At 70.5% G+C, this 20,105-nt stretch carries 18 protein-coding genes and 1 pseudogene; 7 read left to right on the top strand and 12 right to left on the bottom strand.

Translation table 11 applies throughout. From position 1 onward, the window contains the following. Together VYJ16_RS17805 and phoU are read left to right on the top strand one after the other, a co-directional pair. Positions 1–183, top strand: a pseudogene (locus VYJ16_RS17805) (phosphate ABC transporter ATP-binding protein); the annotation flags it as partial. Then, positions 183–824, top strand: coding sequence for a phosphate signaling complex protein PhoU (phoU, locus tag VYJ16_RS17800; protein WP_336351658.1), 642 nt, complete (start codon positions 183–185; stop codon positions 822–824). The pseudogene VYJ16_RS17805 and the gene phoU, both read left to right, overlap by 1 nt. 18 nt (positions 825–842) lie before the next feature. On the opposite strand, the gene VYJ16_RS17795 is transcribed toward phoU, so the two are convergent. Genes VYJ16_RS17795 through VYJ16_RS17780 form a run of 4 tightly spaced genes read right to left on the bottom strand, consistent with a single transcriptional unit; the run spans position 843 to position 5,720 of the window. Next, positions 843–2,345, bottom strand: coding sequence for a DUF7519 family protein (locus tag VYJ16_RS17795; RefSeq protein WP_336351657.1), 1,503 nt, complete (start codon positions 2,343–2,345; stop codon positions 843–845). Next, entirely contained in the window at positions 2,342–3,616 is a 1,275-nt protein-coding gene (locus VYJ16_RS17790) for a DUF58 domain-containing protein (RefSeq protein ID WP_336351656.1), read from the bottom strand. Before VYJ16_RS17790 ends, VYJ16_RS17795 begins: the two co-directional genes overlap by 4 nt. Continuing rightward, complete coding sequence (locus tag VYJ16_RS17785) at positions 3,616–4,587, bottom strand: DUF7269 family protein (protein ID WP_336351655.1); 972 nt, start codon at positions 4,585–4,587, stop codon at positions 3,616–3,618. The genes VYJ16_RS17790 and VYJ16_RS17785 overlap by 1 nt, the downstream gene beginning before the upstream one ends. Continuing rightward, a complete protein-coding gene (locus VYJ16_RS17780; RefSeq protein ID WP_336351654.1) occupies positions 4,584–5,720 on the bottom strand; it encodes a DUF4129 domain-containing protein in 1,137 nt (378 codons plus the stop codon). The genes VYJ16_RS17785 and VYJ16_RS17780 overlap by 4 nt, the downstream gene beginning before the upstream one ends. 131 nt (positions 5,721–5,851) lie before the next feature. On the opposite strand from VYJ16_RS17780, the gene VYJ16_RS17775 reads away from it, so the two are divergent. Next, on the top strand, positions 5,852–6,904 hold the full coding sequence (locus tag VYJ16_RS17775; protein WP_336351653.1) for a M48 family metalloprotease: 1,053 nt from the start codon (positions 5,852–5,854) through the stop codon (positions 6,902–6,904). 75 nt (positions 6,905–6,979) lie between these two features. Continuing rightward, positions 6,980–8,689 carry a M61 metallopeptidase family protein gene (locus VYJ16_RS17770; RefSeq protein ID WP_336351652.1) on the top strand — a complete coding sequence of 570 codons (1,710 nt, stop codon included), beginning with the start codon at positions 6,980–6,982 and terminating at the stop codon, positions 8,687–8,689. A 178-nt stretch (positions 8,690–8,867) separates the two neighbouring features. On the opposite strand, the gene VYJ16_RS17765 is transcribed toward VYJ16_RS17770, so the two are convergent. Then, complete coding sequence (locus VYJ16_RS17765; RefSeq protein ID WP_336351651.1) at positions 8,868–9,653, bottom strand: SDR family NAD(P)-dependent oxidoreductase; 786 nt, start codon at positions 9,651–9,653, stop codon at positions 8,868–8,870. A 525-nt stretch (positions 9,654–10,178) separates the two neighbouring features. On the opposite strand from VYJ16_RS17765, the gene VYJ16_RS17760 reads away from it, so the two are divergent. Then, entirely contained in the window at positions 10,179–10,667 is a 489-nt protein-coding gene (locus VYJ16_RS17760) for an NUDIX hydrolase (RefSeq protein WP_379762722.1), read from the top strand. Positions 10,668–10,731: 64 nt separating this feature from the next. Here VYJ16_RS17760 and VYJ16_RS17755 read toward each other — a convergent pair whose 3' ends face one another. The 7 genes from VYJ16_RS17755 to VYJ16_RS17725 form a co-directional block, all read right to left on the bottom strand. After that, positions 10,732–11,568 (bottom strand): ABC transporter permease subunit, encoded by an 837-nt coding sequence (locus VYJ16_RS17755; protein ID WP_336351649.1) that lies wholly within the window; start codon positions 11,566–11,568, stop codon positions 10,732–10,734. 72 nt (positions 11,569–11,640) lie between these two features. Continuing rightward, a complete protein-coding gene (locus VYJ16_RS17750) occupies positions 11,641–12,576 on the bottom strand; it encodes an ABC transporter ATP-binding protein (RefSeq protein ID WP_336351648.1) in 936 nt (311 codons plus the stop codon). A gap of 216 nt (positions 12,577–12,792) precedes the next feature. Next, on the bottom strand, positions 12,793–13,683 hold the full coding sequence (locus VYJ16_RS17745) for an ArsR/SmtB family transcription factor (protein WP_336351647.1): 891 nt from the start codon (positions 13,681–13,683) through the stop codon (positions 12,793–12,795). Between the two features lie 31 nt (positions 13,684–13,714). Beyond that, entirely contained in the window at positions 13,715–15,961 is a 2,247-nt protein-coding gene (locus VYJ16_RS17740) for an ATP-binding domain-containing protein (protein ID WP_336351646.1), read from the bottom strand. Positions 15,962–16,104: 143 nt separating this feature from the next. After that, positions 16,105–17,061 carry a phosphotransferase family protein gene (locus tag VYJ16_RS17735; RefSeq protein ID WP_336351645.1) on the bottom strand — a complete coding sequence of 319 codons (957 nt, stop codon included), beginning with the start codon at positions 17,059–17,061 and terminating at the stop codon, positions 16,105–16,107. After that, entirely contained in the window at positions 17,058–17,735 is a 678-nt protein-coding gene (locus VYJ16_RS17730; protein ID WP_336351644.1) for an HAD family hydrolase, read from the bottom strand. Before VYJ16_RS17730 ends, VYJ16_RS17735 begins: the two co-directional genes overlap by 4 nt. Positions 17,736–17,802: 67 nt before the next feature. Continuing rightward, positions 17,803–18,051 carry a hypothetical protein gene (locus VYJ16_RS17725; protein WP_336351643.1) on the bottom strand — a complete coding sequence of 83 codons (249 nt, stop codon included), beginning with the start codon at positions 18,049–18,051 and terminating at the stop codon, positions 17,803–17,805. Positions 18,052–18,242: 191 nt separating this feature from the next. On the opposite strand from VYJ16_RS17725, the gene VYJ16_RS17720 reads away from it, so the two are divergent. Further along, complete coding sequence (locus tag VYJ16_RS17720) at positions 18,243–19,340, top strand: A24 family peptidase (RefSeq protein WP_336351642.1); 1,098 nt, start codon at positions 18,243–18,245, stop codon at positions 19,338–19,340. A 60-nt stretch (positions 19,341–19,400) separates the two neighbouring features. Beyond that, the gene (locus tag VYJ16_RS17715; RefSeq protein ID WP_336351641.1) at positions 19,401–20,105 is read left to right on the top strand and encodes a 5-formyltetrahydrofolate cyclo-ligase; all 705 of its coding nucleotides are present in this window, start codon (positions 19,401–19,403) and stop codon (positions 20,103–20,105) included.

The raw sequence follows: 20,105 nt of genomic DNA, 5'->3' as shown, positions 1-20,105 counted from the left end.
CTCTCGAAGGAGTACACGGTCGTCATCGTCACCCACAACATGCAGCAGGCCGCCCGCATCTCGGACCAGACCGCGGTCTTCCTCACCGGCGGCGAACTCGTCGAGTACGACGACACCGACAAGATCTTCGAGAACCCCGAGAGTCAGCGCGTCGAGGACTACATCACCGGCAAGTTCGGGTGATGTCGGTCGAATCCCGCATCGAGGCCCTCCACGGGAGCGTCCGCACGATGAGCGAGGTCGCTCGCGAACAGCTAGACCTCGCGCTCGCCGCGTACCGGAGCGCCGACGGCGCACTCGCCCGGACCGTCGTCGACGGCGACGAAGCCCTCGACGCCCTCCACCGCGAGGTCGAACGGGACTGCATCAACCTCATCGCGCGCCACCACCCGGTCGCGACCGACCTCCGGTTCGTCGTCGCGACGTTCAAGGTCGCGACCGACCTCGAACGCGTCGGCGACCTCGCGGTGAAGATCGCGAAACGCGCGCTCGTCGAGGACTGGGCGCCGACGCTCGGCGACGACCTCGACGACGTCGGCGACCTCGCCGCGGACCTCGTCGAGGACGCCGTGCACGCGTACCTCGACCGGGACGCGGACGCGGCCCGCGAGGTCGCCGCGCGCGACGACGAACTCGACGCCGCGTGCGAAGCCCGCACCGAAGCGCTGTTCCGCGACCTCGTCGGGTCCGGCGGGCCGACGATGACCGACGTCTCCTCGTACCTCCTGACGGTCCGCGACCTGGAACGCGTCGGCGACCACGGCGAGAACGTCGCCGCACGAACCGTGTACGCCGTCGAGAACGACGCCGCACTCCTCTACTGACCGCCGGCACCGCCCGCCTTAGGATTCGTCCGCGCCGTCGCTCCCGGTGTCCGCGAGGTACGCGAACCCGACGAGCGCCACTGCGAGCAGCGCGAGCGCCGTCATCGCGCGGTCCTGCGGGACCGCCGTCATGAGCGGGACGAAGAAGTGCGTCGCGAGCGACGCGACGAGGACCGCCGCCAGGCCGACGGCGACGGTCGCGATGACGTGCACCGCTTCGACCGAGCGCGTCGACGCCGCCTGCCCGACCTCCGCGCCGAACTCGACGGCGTACTCGCCGACGTCCCAGACCGCGATCGCGGCCGCCATCGCGACGAACACCGCGGGCGCGGGTGCGCCGGCGAACGCGCCAGCGACCGCCGCGACGAACAGCATCGCCGCGCCGAACACGAACCCGCTCGCGTGCTCGGGGACGAACGGCAGTCCGAACGCCGCCATGTAGAAGAACAACCCGATACCCATCACGACGAGCACGCCGGAGACGCCCCCGAGGACGGCCGGCCCGAACCCGTAGAGGTCGACGATAGCGGTCACCGTGCTCTCGCTGCCGGCCAGCCACGTCACGAACCCGTCGAACCCGGGGATGCTCGAGACGAGGACGACGACGATTGAGAGCGCGACGCCGCCGGTCGCGAACGCGAGCGTCTTCGGCGCTCGATTCCCGAAGACCGCGACCGCGGACCGACGGACGGCCGCGACGACCGGGAGGACGGCGAGGACGGCGAGCACCACGAGCAGCGCTCCGTGGAGGTAGAGGTTCGAGAGCGCCATCGCGGCGATGTCGCCGGCGGGGCCAGCGACCTGGATCAGGTACTCGAACGGCCCGGACCCGCCGGGGAACGCGAGGAGGACGACCTCGATACCGAGCAGGACCCAGAGGGCCGCTGGGACGTCCCGGATTCCGACGACGTCGACGTCCTCGGGGTTCCCGGACGGTTCGAGCGTCGCCGCGGCCCGACCGGCACGTCCCGCGAGCAGCCCGAGGAGCACGAACTCGAGTTGGAGCGCGACGAACCCAGCCATCGGCGTGCTCGCGAGCGCGAGCGTGAACAGCGTCCACGACCCGAACACGAGGTTCGAGAAGAGGTTCGCGTACAGCGCGCCAGCGAGGAGCGTCCCGAGTATCGTCGCGACGAACGACCGACCGAGCGCCGCGAACACCGGCCGTACCGCCTCGTCGGGGTCCATGCGTGCGGCGAGCGTCGTCACGCCCATCGTCGCCGCGATGGCACCGACGAGGACGGCGTCGACCGCGTTCGCCTTCTCGAGCGCGAGCGCCGCGACCACGAACACGGACGCGACCATGAGCAGCGAACTCCCGCGGATGCGAGCGCGAAGCTCCTCCTGCGCGACGTCCCGCGCCGCGTACCCGAACGCGATACCGCCGATGACACCGAGCAGCGTCTGGAGTGCGTACCCCGCGCTCACGCCGAGGACCGTCGCCGCGACCGTCGCGATGACGACCGCCGTCTTCGACCCGAACGCCGTCCGCGACCCGTCGAACTCGTAGGCGTCCGTCACTTCGACCACCTCCGGCGTGCACGGTCGAACGCCGACCGTAACGGCTCGTCGGGCGACCACGCCACCACCTTCACGCCGGCTTCCCGAACGTTCCCGATGCGTTCGAGCCACTGGATGCGGTCGACCGTCGACCCCGGCGTCTCCGTGCTCGTCACGTCGGGCGCGAGCATCCGGACCTGGTGACCCGAGGCCTGGAGGCGCCGCGCGGTCTCCGCGGGCTCGTCGTCGGGTACCGCGGACACGAACATGACCTGCGCGCCGTCCGGGAGCCGTCGACGCAGCCAGTCGACGCGCCGGTCGTCGTCGTACGTCCGGAACCCGCCGTCGGTCACCACCGGGAACGACGATTCGGTGCTCGTGTCCAGAGCGTTCCGGATGCGGATGGCGTGCCCGTCGCCGACGCCCGGCGGCACGTACTCGCTGTCGTACCCGTAGAACGCCAACCCGACCTGGTTGCCTTCGTCGAGGAGGTGCGAGACGAGCCGCGCCGCCGCGAACTTCGACAAGGTCACCGCGTCCGGTTCGTCCTCGCGTCGAGCGACCCGACATTCGTCGCGGACGTCCACGAGCACGACGACGTTCGCCGCGCGTTCCTCGCGGAACTCGACGGTCGTCAGCTCTCGCGTCCGCGCGTACCGCTTCCAGTCCACGCGATTCATCGGGTCGCTGTGATGGTAGTCCCGCGACTGATAGAACTCCACGCCCTCACCGCCGACGTCCGTCGGCACCATCCCCGTCTGCGGGATGGTCTGCTGGGCGAGCGGGACGTCACCGACGTCCGCGCTCACCGAGAGCGTCGTCTCCGCGCTCGCCGTCGACCGCGCCTCCGCGTCGCCGCTGACGTTCCGAGCGACGACCGTCGCATCGTCGAACTCGTGGCGGCCGCGGCGCGCCCGCACCACGTACGAGTACGTCGTCGACCCGCCCGCCTGGAGCGTCGCGGAGTGCCGCGGCGACCCGTCGACGACGCCGATGCGGTCCGGGACGCCGTCGACGACCCGCACGTCCGGGACGAGCGAGTCGCTCGCGTTCCGTACCGTCACCGTCACCTCGACGTCCTGCCCCGCGGTCGGCGTGTCGTCGGAGAGCGTCCGCGACACCGCGAACGACGGGTCGTTCGGCGACGTCGCGAACCCGTACGCGGCGTACGTGAGACCCACCACCGCGGCCATGAACAGCACGGTGTTGTTCCCGACGATGCCGAGCGCGCCCGCGACGAGCGCGACGAGCAACCCAACCTGCCAGCGGTCGTTCAGTATCACTTCGTTCATCAGTCCTCACCTCCGCGCTCCGCGGCGAGCTCCATGCTCGCATCGTCGCCCGCGGACGGCGTACCGTCCGAGGGACTCGTCTCCGATCCCGTCCCAGTCGATGCCGCGTCCGCGGTGGCTGCTGTCGTCGACGCGTCGTCCCCTTCAGGAGGTGCGTCGAGTCGCACGTCCGCCATCGACGTGGGGCCGTCGTCGCTGCTCGACGACGCGTCCGGTGCGAGCTCTGCGGCGGCCGCCCTGATGCGTTCGGTCTCGGACGCGGTATGCACCGGGAGCGCCGACCCGGTCGCCGTCCGTCCCTGCCCGTCGGCGCCCTCGCCCGTCGCGACGCCCGCGTGCCGAGCGATCGCCTCGACGGTCGCCTCCACGCGCCGCTGGTAGGCCTCGCCACTCAACCAGTCGAAGAACTGGAGTTTGAGCGGGAGGTCCGGCGTGTCCGTACCGAGGAACGCGCTCGCTCGCGGGTCGTCCGTCCACTCGCCCGTCTCCACGAGTCGCGTCGCCGCGTCAGCGCTGACGTCGTGTTCGCTTGCGAGGACGCGCGTCGCGACGCCCTCGAGCGACGACTGCACGTCGTTCTTCTCCCGGTACGTCCACCAGTCCTTCGCGTTGGACTCGGGGAGTTCCCCGCCGACCGCTTCGACGGACTTGTCGATGTCGTCGCCGGAGATGGCGTTCTCGTCGTAGTGCGCGCGCTCTGGGTTCAACCCGACGAGCGGGTTCGGTTCCGGTTCGCTGGTGCCCGTCCGGTAGAGCTGAAGGATACCGTACGCACCGCCGCCGAGCGCGACGAGGACGACGAGCACGGGGCTGCCGACGAAGACGCCGACGGTGCTCGCGACGACGCCCCCGATACCGGGCACGAGCGCGGCGACCAGCCCGAGGACGAGCGCGGCGACCGCCACCGTCGCGACGATCGGTCGAAGTGCGCTCTCGTTCCCCTCCTGTCGGAGGAACGACGGTCGGCTCACGACGACTCACCCTCCAGCGCTCGACGAACCCGCTCGTAGGCGTCGCGCGCGACGCTCACTCGTTCACCTTCGTCGGGACGGCCGCCGTATCGGACGTCGCGGAACGCGGTCGTCAGCGACCGGATGGCGTCCGTGGGGAGGCCGCGGTCGATGGCGCGACGAGCGATCTCGCCGGGCGTCTCGCCGTCCTCGCCGGAGACGCCGAGGTCCTCCTGGAGTCGGTCGAACGCTTCGCGTACCGACGCGGGCGGGTCGGGCGGTTCCGGCTCGGGTTCCGCGTCCGGCGTCGCGCTCGCGCCGTCGCGCGGGTCGTCGTCGGGTCGGTCGTCGCTCCGGCCGAGGAAGCTCCCGGACCCGATGGACGAGAGCGCGCCGAACCCGAGCGTGATGGAGCCGAGGCCGCGACCGAGGCTTCCGATGCCCTTCAGGACGCCACCGGGGACGGTCGCGAGGCCGCGACCGAGGCTCGCGCCGAGCGTCCCGAGACCGGTGGTCAATGCGCCGACGCCGGACGTCGCGTTCCCGACGCCGTCGGCGAGTCCGTCGAGGATGCCGGGGGCGTTCGACCCGGCGAACATCACGAACGACAGCGACGTCTGCGGGATGCGTCGGAGGTACTCGACGACCCGGAGGTGCGGGGCCGACGGGAGGTCCCATTCGCCGGGGTACCGACGTCGATGGTGCCGTCCCAGGCCGACGCTGGCCAGGATGACGGTCGCGCCGGCACCGAAGAGGATGGTGACGAACGCGAGCAGCGCGCCCTGGAGGCCGCCGTCAGCGGCCGCATCGCTCCCGGGAGCCTCGGTCGTCGTCGTCGTGGTCGTCTCGGTCGATGCGTCTGACCCGCCCGAGTCTTTGGCGGCGGTGGTCGTCGTCGATTCGTCCGCGGACGTGCTTGCGTCGGTCGTGGACGACGTGCTCGTCGTCTCGTCGGCCGTCGTCTCCGCGACGGTGGCGGTCCCCTGGTCGCTGGGGCCACCGCCGCCGCCGGAGCCGGGCGCGCTCCCGTTGGCGATGCCGCCGGCGGGCACGGGGTTCGTGCCGAAGCCGGTGGCGGGGAACAGGCTGGCTCCGAGGACGACGGCGAACACGCACGCGATGGCGAGTGCCGCTCGGTACAGGTCGTGGTCCACATCTTGGCCTACACACGAACGGTTAAATATATTACCTTTGATACGTGTTCGGAGGGAACGAAAGCACGGCCGGATGGCGTGTCAGGACGGAAACCCTTTTGGTGCGCAACTTCATTTCCACGACGTACGGCATGGAACGCGACAGGAACCTCATGCGGGACATCCTCCTCACGCTCGCCCTGATACTCGCCATCGACGCCGTCGTCGTCGGCGTGTTCGCACTCCTCGCGTACCCCTGGCTGACGTTCGTCCACGCCCCCATCGCCGCCGTGGTCGGCACGACCGCCGCACCCGTCGCCCGATGGCTCGTCGTCTTCCTCCCCGTCCTCGCACTCTTCGTGTGGGCGCAACTCCGATTCACGCGCCAGGAACTCCTCGCCGACGTCCCGGCCGGCGACGCGACGCGCGACACCCACCCGGACCTCCACGCGCGATTCGTGCGCCTCTGCAAGCAAGCTGACATGCAACCGCCCGACCTCGCGGTCGTCGACAGAGACGTCCCGAACAGTTTCGCCGTCGGCGGCGTCACGAACGCCACCGTCGTCGTCTCCGAAGGCCTCCGAGACGCGCTCTCGGACGACGAACTCGACGCAGTCCTCGCCCACGAACTCGCGCACGTCAAGAACCGCGACGCGACCGTCATGACGCTCGCGAGCTTCCTTCCCGCGCTCGTCAGCGACGACCGCAAGATACTGAACGTCGACGGCGGCGCGAACCTCCTCGTCTGGTTCGTCCTCACGTTCGTCCTCTACCTGCTCGCGTCCCCCTCGCTCCCCGGCGCGCTCTTCTCGGTGTCCTCCGTCGTCGGATTCGTCACGCTCGTCGCCATCAGCGTCCTCGGCGGCGGCATCATCCTCGGCGTCCTCACCGCACCGGTCGTCCTGCTCTCCCGGCGGCTCTCAGAGAGCCGCGAGTTCGTCGCGGACCGCGCCGGCGCCGTCCTCGTCGGCGATCCGAGCGCGCTCGTCACCGCGCTCGAGAAGCTCAGCGACCGCGGGTTCGAACTCCCCGACACGGACGCTCGAACGCACTACACGGGCGTCGACGGCCTCTGCTTCCTTCCCTACGGCCTCGACGACACCGACGCCAGCACGGACGAGGACACGTTCACCGTCGAGACGCGGTCGCATCCGCCGACCCACGAACGCGTCGCGAACCTCCGCGCGCTCGTCGACGAACTCTGAGACCGCGTTCCTGCCGGAACGCCTCGCGGAACACCAGCCAGCATCGTTAACTCGCCCGCCGAGCTAGCCTCGTCCGTGCGAAGCATCCTCGTCCTCCTCGCTGCCCTCCTCGTCGTCCTCCCGGCCGCGAGCGCCACCGGTGGGGCCGCGTCGACACCAGCCTCCGGGGTCACGACGGCGACCGCCGATTCGCTGTCTCGCGTCGACGCCGCGAGCGACCGCGGTGACTCGCTCGCGGCCGCGGGCAACGCCAGCGACGACCCGGTTATCGTCGAACGCATCACGGTGAACCGGACGCCCGACAGAGCCGGGTCCGTCCGCGTCGACGTCGCGTACGACCTCCCCGAGAACGTCGTCTCTTTTACCGTGGAGTCCACCCGCCTCCAGCGTGACGCGGTGTCCCTCGCCGCCGCGACCGGGTTCGACCGTCGATCCGACGGGTCGTTCGCGTGGGACGAACGCACGGCCGCACCGACGCTCTCGTTCACGTACGACGTCGCCGAGACGTACTCGCGGACCGTACTCGGCGTCGAGGGCGACGACTGGGCGTTCGTCTCCCTCCCGAACCCGTACGTCTCCTGGCGGTATCGCGGCACCGCGCCGACGTTCGAGACCGAACGCCGAACCGCCGGCACCGGTCACGCGAGCGGCTCGTACGCGCTCGACGGCGCGGACTCGACGACGTCGCGGACGGTCGGCGACGTGAACCTCACCGTGGTGGTCGCGCCGACCGCACGCCCCGAAGCGACCGCGGACGCGTACGCCGCGCTGTACAGGGTTGGACTCCGCGAACTCGACGCCGGGTTCGAGTACGACGCGAGCGGGCTGTTCGTGCTCCCGACGGCTAGCGTCAGCGACGACGTCGCGCTCGGGACGTCGACGCGCTACAGCTTCTGGGTGCAGGACGAGTACTCGTCGGTCGCCGGCGTCGAGAACACGCCCGCTCACGAGTTCGTTCACACGCGGATGGGGTCGTTCGGGGCCGGGTCCTCGCGCTGGTTGACGGAGGCGACCGCGGAGTACTACGGGCACGTGCTCGCGACGAACACCGGGGCCGGGTCCTGGAGCGAGTTCCGCGACGCGGTGACCGTCGAGCGCGAGGCGTTCCGGGACGCGACGCTCGCGGACGCGTCGACGTGGCGCGACGAACTCGTCCCCTACGAGAAGGGCGCGCTCGTCCTCGCCGCGCTCGACGCCGAGATCGCCGCGCGCACCGGCGGCGTCCGCTCGCTCGAGGACGTCCTCGCGTACCGGTTCAGCGACGACGACCCGTACGGCGACCTGGAGACGTACGAGAACTTCTCGGCGGCGGTGGTCGCGACGACGAACGACGAGTCGATGCGCGAGTGGCTCGACCGGTACGTCGCCGGCGGTGAGACGCCATCGGTTCCGTCGGACCCGGACGCGTTCGTCCTGAACGACTCGATGGATTCCGACGACGACGGCGTGCCGAACGGCGACGAGGTGCGGACGAACCCGTTCGACGCGGACACCGACGACGACGGGTTCGACGACGCTGCGGACCCGTACCCCACCGACGACACGCGTCCGGCGGATACGACGACGTCGACCACGACCGACGGTTCGTCATCCATGGGGGCGGAGACGACGACGGAGTCCTCGACGTCCACGACGCGCGCGCCGACCGCGACGTCGACCGCATCGGGCGACGCCGGCTCCACGACGGAGCAGGGTTCGGTCGTGGATTCGATTCCCGGGTTCGGACCGGCGCTCGCCGGGTTCGCGGTCCTGGCCGTCGCGCTCGCGGTCGCGCGCCGGGAGTGACCGCGGTCCCGAGCCCCGCCCAATCGAGTTCTCCACACCACGACGTCCGCTGTAATCTTGCTCGAAAGCCACTCAGGATACGGTTTCGTCCACCAACGCGACGACGTTCGACCCCACCGTGTCCGGAGTAACCGGCAGTGCTTGCCGACGCACGTGCCGGGACAGCCCCGAGTCGCGTTCAGTACGAGAAGAGGTCCGCACCACCGGTGACGCCGATGACCTGCCCGGTCACGTACCGCGCCTGCTCGCTCGCCAGGTAGCACACGAGCGGCGCGACGTCGTCCTCGCGACCGAGCTCCTTCATCGGCGTCGCCTGCCGGATGCGCTCGAACTGCGGGTTGAACGCCTCCAGTTGCTCGGGTTCCATCTCCGCGAGGTCCTCGATGACGATGTTCGGCGTCAGCACGTTCGACGTCACGCCGTACTTCGCGCCCTCCAACGCCAGCGTCTTCCCGAACCCGATGAGGCCCGACTTCGTCGTCGAGTACGAGATCTGCGCGAAGCTCCCGCGCCACCCCGCGATGCTCGCCATCGTCACGATACGTCCCCACCCGCGCTCCTTCATCCCCGGATACACCGCCTTGGTGACGTTGTACGCACCGGTGAGGTTCAGTTCGACGTCGCGGTCCCAGAGCGCGTCGTCGAAGTCCTCGAGCTTCGCGACCGCGTCCACGAACCCCGCGTTGTTCACGAGGACGTCGATACCGCCGGTCTCCTCCTCGACCGCCTCGATGGTCGCGGCGACGTCCTCGCGGTCCGTGAGGTCGCATTCGACCGCCATCCCCTCGCCGGACGCCTCGGGGTCGTCCGCGATCTCCTCGACGACGCGCTCCGCGCCGTCGCGGTCGACGTCCAGCACGACGACGTCCGCGCCCTCTCGGGCGAGGTGCTTGCAGTCTTCGCTCCCGAGTCGACCCGCACCACCCGTGACGAGGGCGGTCCTGTCGTCCAGTCCGAAGTCCATGCTAGCAGGCCACGAACCCGCCGTTCATAGTTGTTGGCGTCGCGGCACGGAGGTGGACGGGCTCTCGTCGCCGCAACAGGCTGGCGGGCCCGGCCCGTTCCCCTCACGTATCACGAGAGGTGGACGAGGCCGTGTGTGCGAGTGTACTGAACACCGATTCCACGCTCAGTTGAACGCATGTTTCGAGTCACACGCATATGGCAGGCGTACGTGCACTCTATACGCTCCCTACTCGACGGTATGTGGAAGGAATACTAGGAGTAATGGGTGATATGGGCATCAATACTAAGTAAGAGTCCGTGGTCTCCCGTGACATACCTCGGTCCGGTCGACGACGCCCCCGCTCGGACCGCGGCGCTCGAACCGGCCGTCGGGAACCACGACCCGCGACGTCGAGTCGAGGCCCCGACCACGCGCCGCGGACCGACACCACCAGCGACCGCCGACGTTACACGAACCACCCTCATGTCACAGCGCAACCATCCGCTCCCGTCCACCGATGCCGTCTCGCTCGACGACCCACCGCTGGCCGCCTCCACGGTCACGCCGCGACCGACGGTCCCGGCGAGCACACCGACTGTCAACCCCGAGGCGACGACGTCCTCGCGGAAGGTCTGTGCGTACGTGACGCGGAACGACTCCGAGCTCCTCGTCTTCGAGGGCCCCGGTCACGAGGGACTCCAGATACCGAAGGGTACCGTCGAGGGCTCGGAACGGCTCGACAGCGCGCTCCTCAGGGAAGTCCACGAGGAGAGTGGCCTCCACCCTCGTGGAGCGCCCACGCGGCTGGCGAGCGACGTCTGGATGCGCCGGAACCACCCGCCCCGGTACTACGTCCGACACTTCTACCACGTCTCGGTCGACGAACCACGCGACGCGTGGACCCACACCGTCACCGGCACCGGCGAAGAGGCCGGCGTCGAGTTCACGTACTCGTGGGTCCCCATCGACGCCGCGGCCGACTTCGCGCTCGATCTCGACGACTACGTCCCGCTCCTCCGGGATCGCCTCTGAAACGAGCGCCGTCGACCGCTACTCGCACCAGGTCGACGGAGCGGTCAGATTCGATTCCTTCGAGTCATCCGAGGTCGCTCCGCGCGAACGTCGCGTACCCACCGAGGAGCGGGAGTGCCGTCCAGAGCGCGAGCACGACGACGAACACCGCCCAGTGGAGGTACGCCGGGGTCGGGCCGGCGACCGCACCCGCGATTCCGGGGAACGACGGTTCGGTCGCGTGGACGACCGCCTGAACGAGTGCGCTGTAGGCTCCGGACGGACTCAGGCCCTGCAGGAGGACGAACCACCCGGGGACGGTCCCGGCCGGTGCGGCACCTTCGACGACGAGGTGCGCGCCCTGCGGGACGAGGTCCCAGAGGAGTGCGAGCGCGAGGTACGCGCCGATGCCGAGCGTCATCGCTCGCCCGCGCGTCGCGGCCGCCGCGGACACGCCGACCGCGAGCCCGACGAACGCGACGCCGAGCGCGCACGTCAGCACGACGATACCAGCGAACGCGACGACGGGGAGGCCGCCGTACGCGACCGCCGTCGGGACCGCAGCGAGCGCGAACCCCGCGGTGAGGCCGACGACGACGACGGCCGCACGGCCGAGGAACTTCCCGAGGACGACGGTGCCGCGTCGCGGCTCGAGGCCGAGGAGCACGCGGATGCTCCCGGACTCGCGCTCCCCGGCGATGGCGAGGTACGCCGCGACGAGCGCGACCACCGGAACGAGCATCGCGGCGAACTCGGTCGCCGCCCCGAGCCCCGAGAGCACGTTCGCCTCGAACTGCGGGATGGCGAGGGGCACGAGGGACGTGACCGCGACCATCACGGCGACGAGCGCGACGACGGCCCAGACGACGCGTGACTGCACGGCGTCGCGGTACTCGCGTCGCGCGATGACGCGCCAGCTCATGCCGTCACCTCGCGACCGCGGCCCGCCACCTGGTTCATGCTTCCACCTCGCGACCGCGGCCCGCCACCTGGTTCATGCTTCCACCTCGCGTCGCGTCTCTCCGACGTCGCGGTGCGTGTACGCGGCGAAGAGTTCCTCGAGCGACGGGTCGTCGATCCCGATGTCGAGGACGGTGCAGCCGGCGTCGCGGACGCGGTCGACGAACGCCAGTTTCGCCGTCGGTTCGACGCACGTCCCGACGACGGCGTCGTCGGTGACTGTGACGTCGACGAGTCCCGGGACGTCGTCGACGGTCAGGTCGCGTGGCGGGTGGTCGACGGTGACGGTGACCGTCGCGCCCGTCCCGACGGCGTCGCGGAGGCCGTCGATGGTGTCGACGGTGACGAGCCGGCCGTCGTCGAGGATGGCGACGCGGTCGCAGACGGCTTCGACCTGCGAGAGGACGTGACTGGAGAAGAAGACGGTGCCGCCGTCGGCGGCGTGGTCGCGAGCGATGGCTCGGAGGTCCCGGATGCCCTCCGGGTCGAGGCCGCTGGACGGTTCGTCGAGCACGAGGACGTCGGGGTCGCCGACGAGCGCCATCGCGAGTGCGAGCCGCTGGGTCATGCCCTTCGAGTACCCGCCGGCCGTGCGGTCGGCGGCGTCGAGGATGCCGACGCGGTCGAGGAGCGCCTCGGGATCGTCGTCGGCTCCCTTGAGGTCGTTCGCGAACTCGACGTGCTCGCGTCCGGTGAGGCGGTCGTAGAGGCTGTAGCCGTCGGGGAGGATGCCGACGCGGTCGTGGACCTCGGACGCGGAATCCTGGGCGTCGTACCCGAGGACGCTCGCGCTCCCGGCGGTCGGCCGCACGTAGTCCATGAGGACGTCGATGGTCGTGGACTTCCCCGCGCCGTTCGGCCCGAGGAACCCGAACACCTCGCCCTCTCGTACCTGGAAGGAGACGTCGTCGACGGCGTAGACGTCGTCGCCGTAGCGCTTGGTGAGGTTCTGGACGTCGATGGCCGTCATCGTCGTCCCCGACTCCGGGGTCGGTTGTCCTGGCTTGCTGGTGGTCGTTCCATACTGGGACGTGGTCACCGACCGGTGAAATAACTTGTTGAATAAGTGATAACTTGTCGGTCTGATAACTCAAACATTCTTGAGAACCGAACGACACCGCCGACCCACCACGACCACGCCATTCGACGCCGCCACGACACACGACGCAGTCAGCGACGTCACCACCTACTCCGCGCCAGTCGACGCGACGACCGCCACCGACAGGTCAGCATCCATCGACAACGCGAGCGACTCGCCAGCGTACCTGACCGTCACCGACACCGACGGCTCCCCCGACTCCAACCCCGTCACCTCGACGTCCCACGCGTCCAGATACCGACCGATGTCCCAGAACGGAATCGCCGTCGAATCCACGCCGTGACGCCAGTAGAACGCGACCACAGCCGGATGGAACAGCACGTGCGCCGCCACCGGCGCGAACACCCTGTTGTTGCAGCGCTCGCAGTGCGCCACCGCATAGGCATCCGTCCGCCCCCGGGACTCGCGCTCCTCCACCCGGACGGCCGCCACCCCACCGCACTTCGCGCACGTCCCACCGACCGCCACCGCGTACTCGTGTCGAACGCGGCTATCGCAGGCCTCCAGCACCTGTCGCTCGCTCCGCCCGACGACCGCCGCCGGCGGCAGGTCGTACGTCACGATCCGCATCTCGCAATCGACGCACCGTACCGTCAACAACCCATCCTCGTACGTCGCCTCGAACGCCGTCCCCGGACACCCCGGGCACTCCCCGGACAGCGAGAGCGGCTCGAACGTCGGCGTCTCCGTGAACGACCCCGCCAGTACCGCCCGCATCACGTCCTCCCCAGCCCGATTCAGCGCGTACCCCTCCTCGGAGCGCCGCAGGAACACGCCCTCCAGGTGGTCGAGGTGATACGAGAGCTGGGACGTGCTGTCCAGTTCGAGCGCGTCGTATATCTCGGTGAACGAGAGCGTCCGGTCGCCGTCGCGCTCGGCGTCCGCGAACGCCCGCAGCACGGCGACGCGATGCTCGCTCGCGAGCGCCCCGAACGCGTCCGCTGGCTCCACGGGTGACTCGCCGCCGACGTCGGTCATAGCACGCCGTTCACGTCCGTCCGGGAAGTGCCTACTGCTCCACCCACTCGAACTCGTCGAGCGTCGCGTTCTCGCCGGCGTCTCCGTACCGGCCCTCGTCACCGCCAGATGCGTCGTCGCCGAGGTGCCTATCGAGCGCGTCCGGCGTCGGCGCGGGGAACTCGAGCGCCGGGAACGGACCCGTAGCCTGCTCGCGAACGCGCTCGACCTCGTCGAATATCGGGTCGTCGACGCCGGAGAGCGACGCCCACGCCTGCGTTCGCGTGAGTGCGACGAACAGCTCGTTCCGTCGCGTGACGAGGTCCGCACGCCGACCGTCGTCGGCGACGCGGTCGACGCCGGCGACGTGCACGGACGCGGCCTCGTTCCCCTTCGCGCGATTGATGCGCGAGACCGTGACCGCGCCGTCCTCGCGGAACGTGTCCACGTCGCCCTCCCAGACGAGGTTCGCGTCGACGCCGCGGTCCGCGAGCGCGTCCCGGACGCGCTCACCGAACCCGCGCGATTTCCCGAACCCACCGAGCGGCACGACGAGGACGTCCGCCGGCGCCAGGCCCTCCACGTCGACGTCCCGTTCGACGGCGTCGGCGACGTGCTGGACCTCGCCGGCGCGACTGTGCGCTCGCGACAGCGACAGGAACGGCCGCGCGGCCTCGCGGTCCCGGAGCGGATGCGGCGAGTGCTCGTCCGGCCGCACCACCTCCACCGGCTCCCCGTGTCGTCGGAAGTCACCTTTTTCGACCTCGTACCCGAGGGACTCCCAGCCGCGCTGGGTCGTCAACGCCTGCACGGCGCCGTCCTCGCGGAGGAGGCCCATCCCGAGCGCGTGCGCCGTCAACAGCACCGGACGGGGCGTCCGGTACGCCTTCCGCATCACGACGGACTTCCGGACGCCACCCTCGTACTGCCCGCGGAGGTTCACGACCGGGTCGCCGGCGTCGTCGGTCCCGAACACCGTCGTCGGACTCGGTGCTGAAAGCGTCTGCAACGACTGCGCCTCGTCGTACGCCCACACCAGTCGCTTGGGCGGTTTCAGGACCGCGTGACAGAGCCGCAGGAACCCAGGGTCGAAGTCCTGCGCCTCGTCCACGAGTATGGCGTCGTAGCGCTCTTGTGGTTGGCCGTCCTCCAGAACCTCCTCGCAGCAGTTCGCGAGGAGGCCACCGTCGGCGTCCCCGAACGCCGTCTTCGCGTCCGAGAGCGTCCGCGGCGCGACGCCCGCCGCCTGCGCCGCGTCGTAGTACAGGCCGCGACTCGTCTTCCCGCCCCACGCGTGCAGCACCTGGAGCCGCGACCAGTCCACGTCGTCGTCCGCGAAGTACGCGTAGTACCGCTCGACCGCGTCGCGCGCCGCGTCGTAGAGCGCTCGCGTCTGGAACGTCAACACGATCCGCCACTCCGGGTGCCGGGCGTGCATCTGCGCGGCCTTCTGCGCGAGCACGATGGACTTCCCCGACCCAGCGATACCCCGCACCTGCTGCGGGCCGTCCGGAACCTGCAACGCGAACCGCTCCTGGGCCTCGTCCAACCGCTTCAGCCCGGACTCGACCTCGGCGAACAGCTCCGAACGGGTCGGCCCGACCGGTTCGTCGCCGCCTGCGTCACCGGCGTCGTCCGCCGCTGGCGAACCTACGCTCTCGTCGCTCGCGTTCGCGCCCGGGAACCGCTCGCCGCTGATGGGTTGCCCGCCCGAGAGCACGGCTCTCGCGTCCGCGTACTCGCTCGCCGACAGGCGCTCGGTGTCCGGAAGCGCGTCGAAGCGCTCGCGGAGCGCGGCGGGCGTCAACTCGTCGCCGAGGACGACCCGCGGCGCTGCGGGGAGGTCGTCGAACCCGCGCGCCACCCACTCCTCGCGCGTCACGTTCGGGAGGACGACGACGGGGTGCATCGCGACGACGCAGTTCGCTCGCCGGTCCATCAGCGACGGCTCCTTCGTGAAGTGGCTCAGCAACCGGAACCCCTGCTCGCGGACCTGCGTGTACGGCGCCGCAGCGTCCTGACTGGTCCCCGAGAGCGCCCAGCGCTCGCCGTCGATGCGAGCGATCTGCTCGTTCGTGAATCCCTTCACCTCGAGGACCACGAGGCCGTGGTCGCGCGACAACACGAGCACGTCCAGCTCGCGGTCGAACCGTCCGTCGGCCTCGTCGACGACCGGATACCGACGGAACGCCACGCCCTCCGCGTCAGTTCCGAACGCGCCCTTCAGTGACTCCCACACCTCGTCCTCCGCGTCGACGCCAGCGTGCGTCGCCGCCACCCCGGACGCGACGAACTCCATACCCAGACGGAATCGTCCGCGTTCTGATAAACCCTCCGCCTGCACGCGATGTCCGAGGGCGACCGTGCCCACGAGCGTGCCCGTTCGGTCCCGAAGCGGGTGCGTGCCCGTCGGCGGCGAATCGGTGGTCTACTCGCTGTCGGTTACAGGCAGTCGGCGAGCGCCCTTCGGTGGAACGCCACCGCGGCGTCGCGCTCGCGCTCGGGGTACCCGGGGTTGGTGACGGTCCCGCGGGAGTCGACGGCGCTGTCGGCGATGGCGGCGATGCGGTGGGCGGCCCGGACGGTCGGGTACGGACGGATCCGTTCGTAGCCCGCGACGAACGCCTCGCGGAGCGGTTCGGGGTCGGCGACGTACCAGTCCGCGACGAGGTACGACGCCTTCGCCACCGAGAGCGCCGGGGCGGCGGCCAGCGGCGCCTCCCAATCGAGTACGGCGGCGAGGTCGCCGTCGGCGACGAGCGCGTTCCCCGGCCGGAAGTCCCACGGGAACAATCGAGCCGTCGGGGACCGGTCGGTCGCGCGCTCGCCGAGCACGGCGTCGAGTCGGTCGCGGAGGCCGTCGAACTCGGCTGGCAGTCGCCCGACGGCTCGGCGACCGTACGCGACGAACCAGTCGTGCCAGTCCGTCTCCCGGGCTTGGAGCGCGCCGTCCTCGACCGCGAGTTCCCCGTATCCCTCGAAGGAGAACGCCGCGTGGAGCGCGCCGAGGGACGCCCCGAACGCGCCCGCGACCGCTCGCTGGCGCGGTCTCGAGAGGTCGACGAACCGCTCGTGGAGGTCCGCTCCGGGGACGTACGCCGTCACGAGGAACGCGACCCCGTCCGTCTCGCCCGCGGCGAGCACCCGCGGAACGGGGACGTCGGTCCGCTCGCGGATCTCGCCCAGCAGGACCGACTCCGTCTCCAGCCAGCGTGGCTCCGGGCAGACCTGGACCACCACGGGGTCGCGCTCCTCGAACCGGGCGAGCGCCGTCCGCTTGCGGTTCCCGCGACCCAGCGAGTCGACGGTGCGCGGCCGCTCACTCGTCGCCGCCGCGAGCGCCGTTTCGCCGGCACGGCGGAACGCTGCCTCGGGGAACACGTCGTCGAACGCAGTCACGGGTCGCCCTCGAGGACGCCTCGGAGGTCGCCGAGCGCTTCGAGGACGTACTCCGGATCGTACCCGTTCAGGTCCCCGACGTCCGACCGGAGCCAGGCCGCCGCGAGCCCGGCGTTGTGTGCACCGGCGACGTCGTACGACAACGAGTCGCCGACGTACAGCGCCCGCTCGGGCAGGACGTCGAGCGCGTCGAGCGCGCGCTCGAACGGATCCGCGTGGGGCTTGCGCCGCGGGAGGTCGAACGCGTACACGTGCACGTCGAAGCGGTCGGTGATGCCGAGCGCGTCCAACTTCGGTCGCTGGCGGCGCTCCGGGCCGTTCGTCACCAACCCCACCGACCCGTTCGCGCGCGCAGCGGTGAGTGCCGCGTCAGCGCCGTCTGTCAGCGCCACCTGTCGGTCGTCGACGAGGTCCGTCAGGGCGGCGGCGAGCGCGAGCGGGTCGACCTCGGAGCGACCGTGGCGAGCGGCGAGCCTGGCGAACCCGGCACCGACGTAGCCGACCTGGTCGTCGTGGTCCGGTGGGCCGCGAAGCGACGCCCAGAGCTCGTCGGGTTCGCCGAACGGCACGACCCCGGCGTCTTCGAACGCTCCGCGATAGAGCGCGTCGGTGTCCTGCGTGCGCTCGCAGAGCGTTCCGTCGAGGTCGAACAGCACCGCGTCGAACGGCTTCACGACCGTACGTGGGCTGACGCGGACAAAAGTCCCCGCATCGCGGCGGTGCCGGGATGCGTTCGACGGGTCATTCGGCCGCGAACAGGCGCGTGAGGACCTCGTCCCCGAGGAGGACGAACGCCATCCAGCACGCGGCGAACGCCAGCCAGCCGAGCATGAACGTGTTCCCGACGACACCCCGGTAGAATGCGGCGACGGACGCGAACGACCCGACGACGAGCACGACGGCACCCGTCGTGCTGAGGAGCACCGCGATGGCGGTCGCTCGTTCCCGCGGGCTCCCGGACCGGACGAGGTGGAGTAGGTGGCCGAACACGGCTGTGTCTCGCCGTACACTCCCGCCCCCGTCGACTTAAACCGCCGGGTCGGCTCGACGCTCGAAGCCCGCGGGGTCGATTTCGGCTCGGTGCTGAGGGCGCACGAGCTCGCCACGGAACCGACCGCGGGCTCGACGCCCGAGTCGATGCGGAGGTTTTTATCCTTGCTCGCGGTACGACCGCCAGAGACGTGACTTCCGCGTACGCGAACTCCGTCCTCGACCTGCTACGACTCCTCGTCGTCCCCGTCTTCGCGTGGGCCGCCTACACCGACGTTCGCACCCGACGCATCCCGAACAAGGTGTGGCCGCCGCTGTTCCTCGGTGGCCTCGTCCTGTTCGCGCTCACCGTACAGCGCGCGCTCGAACCCGGGGTTCCGTTCGCGTCGAACGCCCTGCCCGCGGCCGTCGTGAGCCTCGGCGTGGTCGCGCCCGTCGCGTACCTCTTCTGGCTGTTCGGCGGGTTCGGCGGCGCGGACGCCAAGGCTCTGCTCGTGCTCTCGCTCCTCTTCCCCATCTACCCCGTCTACGAGGTCGCCGGCGTCGTCCTGCCGCTCCCCGGGAACGAGAACCCCCTGGGAAGTTTCGCGTTCACCATCCTGACGAACACGGTCCTCGCGGGCGTCCTCTACCCGCTCGCGTTGTCCGTGCGGAACGCCGTCAATGGCGAGTTCGCGCTCCCGATGTTCCTCGGGAAGCGCGTGGACGCCGCCAGTGTCGACGACCGGTACGGGACGCTCATGGGCCGCAACGACGGGATGACGGCGGGGAGTCTCGACCTGGACGCACTCCGGATGTACCTGCGCTGGCGAGGGGAATCCCTCGACGCGGTCCGCTCGCGCGCCGACGAGTTGCGCGACCCGGGGACGCTCCCAGCGAACCCGAACGACCCCACCGACGGGAACCTCGACGCTGTCGCTGGCACGGACGACCCCGATGGCGGCGATTCGACGGACGGCGCTGGAACGACCGACGACGAAACCGCCGACACGGCCGAGGCAGACGCTCCGGTTGCCGACGGCGAATCCGCCGCCGAGACGGCGGTGAACGGGACCGACGGCGACGACGCGTTCGAGGACGCCTGGGGGGCCGAGGCGTTCCTCGAGGACATCGACGGCGACGCGTACGGCACCTCGCCCGAGTCGCTACGCGACGGGTTGGACGTGCTCGCGGCGTCCGAGCGGGTCTGGGTGTCTCCGGGCATCCCGTTCGTCGTCCCGATGTTCGTCGGCCTCGTGCTCGCGCTCACCGTCGGCGACCTCGTCACCGCCGGCATCTCGCTGCTCTGACCCGCCGTCGCGCGGTCGCGCACTGCAAGCGTTATGTCGGTTCCCGCCCGCGATGTCGGTATGGACAAGGACGACCTCCGCGAGGCGGTGTGGGACGACCTGGAGGCGTCGGGCGTCGCTCGGTTCCCGTTCCCGCCGCACGGCCGCATCCCGAACTTCGCCGGCGCGGACGCGGCAGGTGACCGGCTCGCGGCGACGGACGCGTGGCGGGACGCCGACGTCGTGAAGGCGAACCCGGACGCCCCGCAGTTGTCGGTCCGTCGACGCGCGCTCCGCGAGGGGAAGACGGTGTACATGGCGGTGCCGCGGCTCGCGACCGAGGAGCCGTTCTACGAGCTCGACCCGGAGCGGCTCGACGCCGAGGACTACGACGCCGCGGCGACGGTGTCGAAGGTCGAGCGGTACGCCGACACCGTCGGCGTGGACGCGCTCGGGCACGTCGACCTCGTGCTCTCCGGGAGCGTCGCCGTCTCAGAGGCGGGCGCTCGCGTGGGTAAGGGCGAGGGGTACAGCGACCTCGAATGGGCGGTGCTGTCGGCGGCCGGCCTCGTCGACGACGCGACGACGGTCGCGACCACCGTCCACGAACGCCAGGTCCGGGAGACGCCACAGCCGGCCGCGCACGACGTCCCAATGGACCTCGTCTGTACGCCCGAGCGCCTCGTCGGGACCGACACCCAGTACGCTCGACCGGTCGGCGTCGACGCGTCGCTCCTCGACGACGACCGCGTCGACGAGATCCCCGTCCTCCAGGAGTACGTCTGA

The sequence above is a fragment of the Halorubellus litoreus genome, assembly GCF_037081675.1.
GTDB classification, from domain to species: Archaea; Halobacteriota; Halobacteria; order Halobacteriales; family Natrialbaceae; genus Halorubellus; species Halorubellus litoreus.
Note: the sequence above shows the minus strand (reverse complement) of the source record. Positions and strands in the feature narration are given on the sequence as shown.

Coding starts and splice junctions, on each gene's coding strand:
- VYJ16_RS17790 (WP_336351656.1), bottom strand. CDS start 3,616: ATGAACGAAGTGATACTGAACGACCGCTGGCAGGTTGGGTTGCTCGTC.
- VYJ16_RS17765 (WP_336351651.1), bottom strand. CDS start 9,653: ATGGACTTCGGACTGGACGACAGGACCGCCCTCGTCACGGGTGGTGCG.
- VYJ16_RS17750 (WP_336351648.1), bottom strand. CDS start 12,576: ATGACGGCCATCGACGTCCAGAACCTCACCAAGCGCTACGGCGACGAC.
- phoU (WP_336351658.1), top strand. CDS start 183: ATGTCGGTCGAATCCCGCATCGAGGCCCTCCACGGGAGCGTCCGCACG.
- VYJ16_RS17775 (WP_336351653.1), top strand. CDS start 5,852: ATGGAACGCGACAGGAACCTCATGCGGGACATCCTCCTCACGCTCGCC.
- VYJ16_RS17755 (WP_336351649.1), bottom strand. CDS start 11,568: ATGAGCTGGCGCGTCATCGCGCGACGCGAGTACCGCGACGCCGTGCAG.
- VYJ16_RS17715 (WP_336351641.1), top strand. CDS start 19,401: ATGGACAAGGACGACCTCCGCGAGGCGGTGTGGGACGACCTGGAGGCG.
- VYJ16_RS17745 (WP_336351647.1), bottom strand. CDS start 13,683: ATGACCGACGTCGGCGGCGAGTCACCCGTGGAGCCAGCGGACGCGTTC.
- VYJ16_RS17740 (WP_336351646.1), bottom strand. CDS start 15,961: ATGGAGTTCGTCGCGTCCGGGGTGGCGGCGACGCACGCTGGCGTCGAC.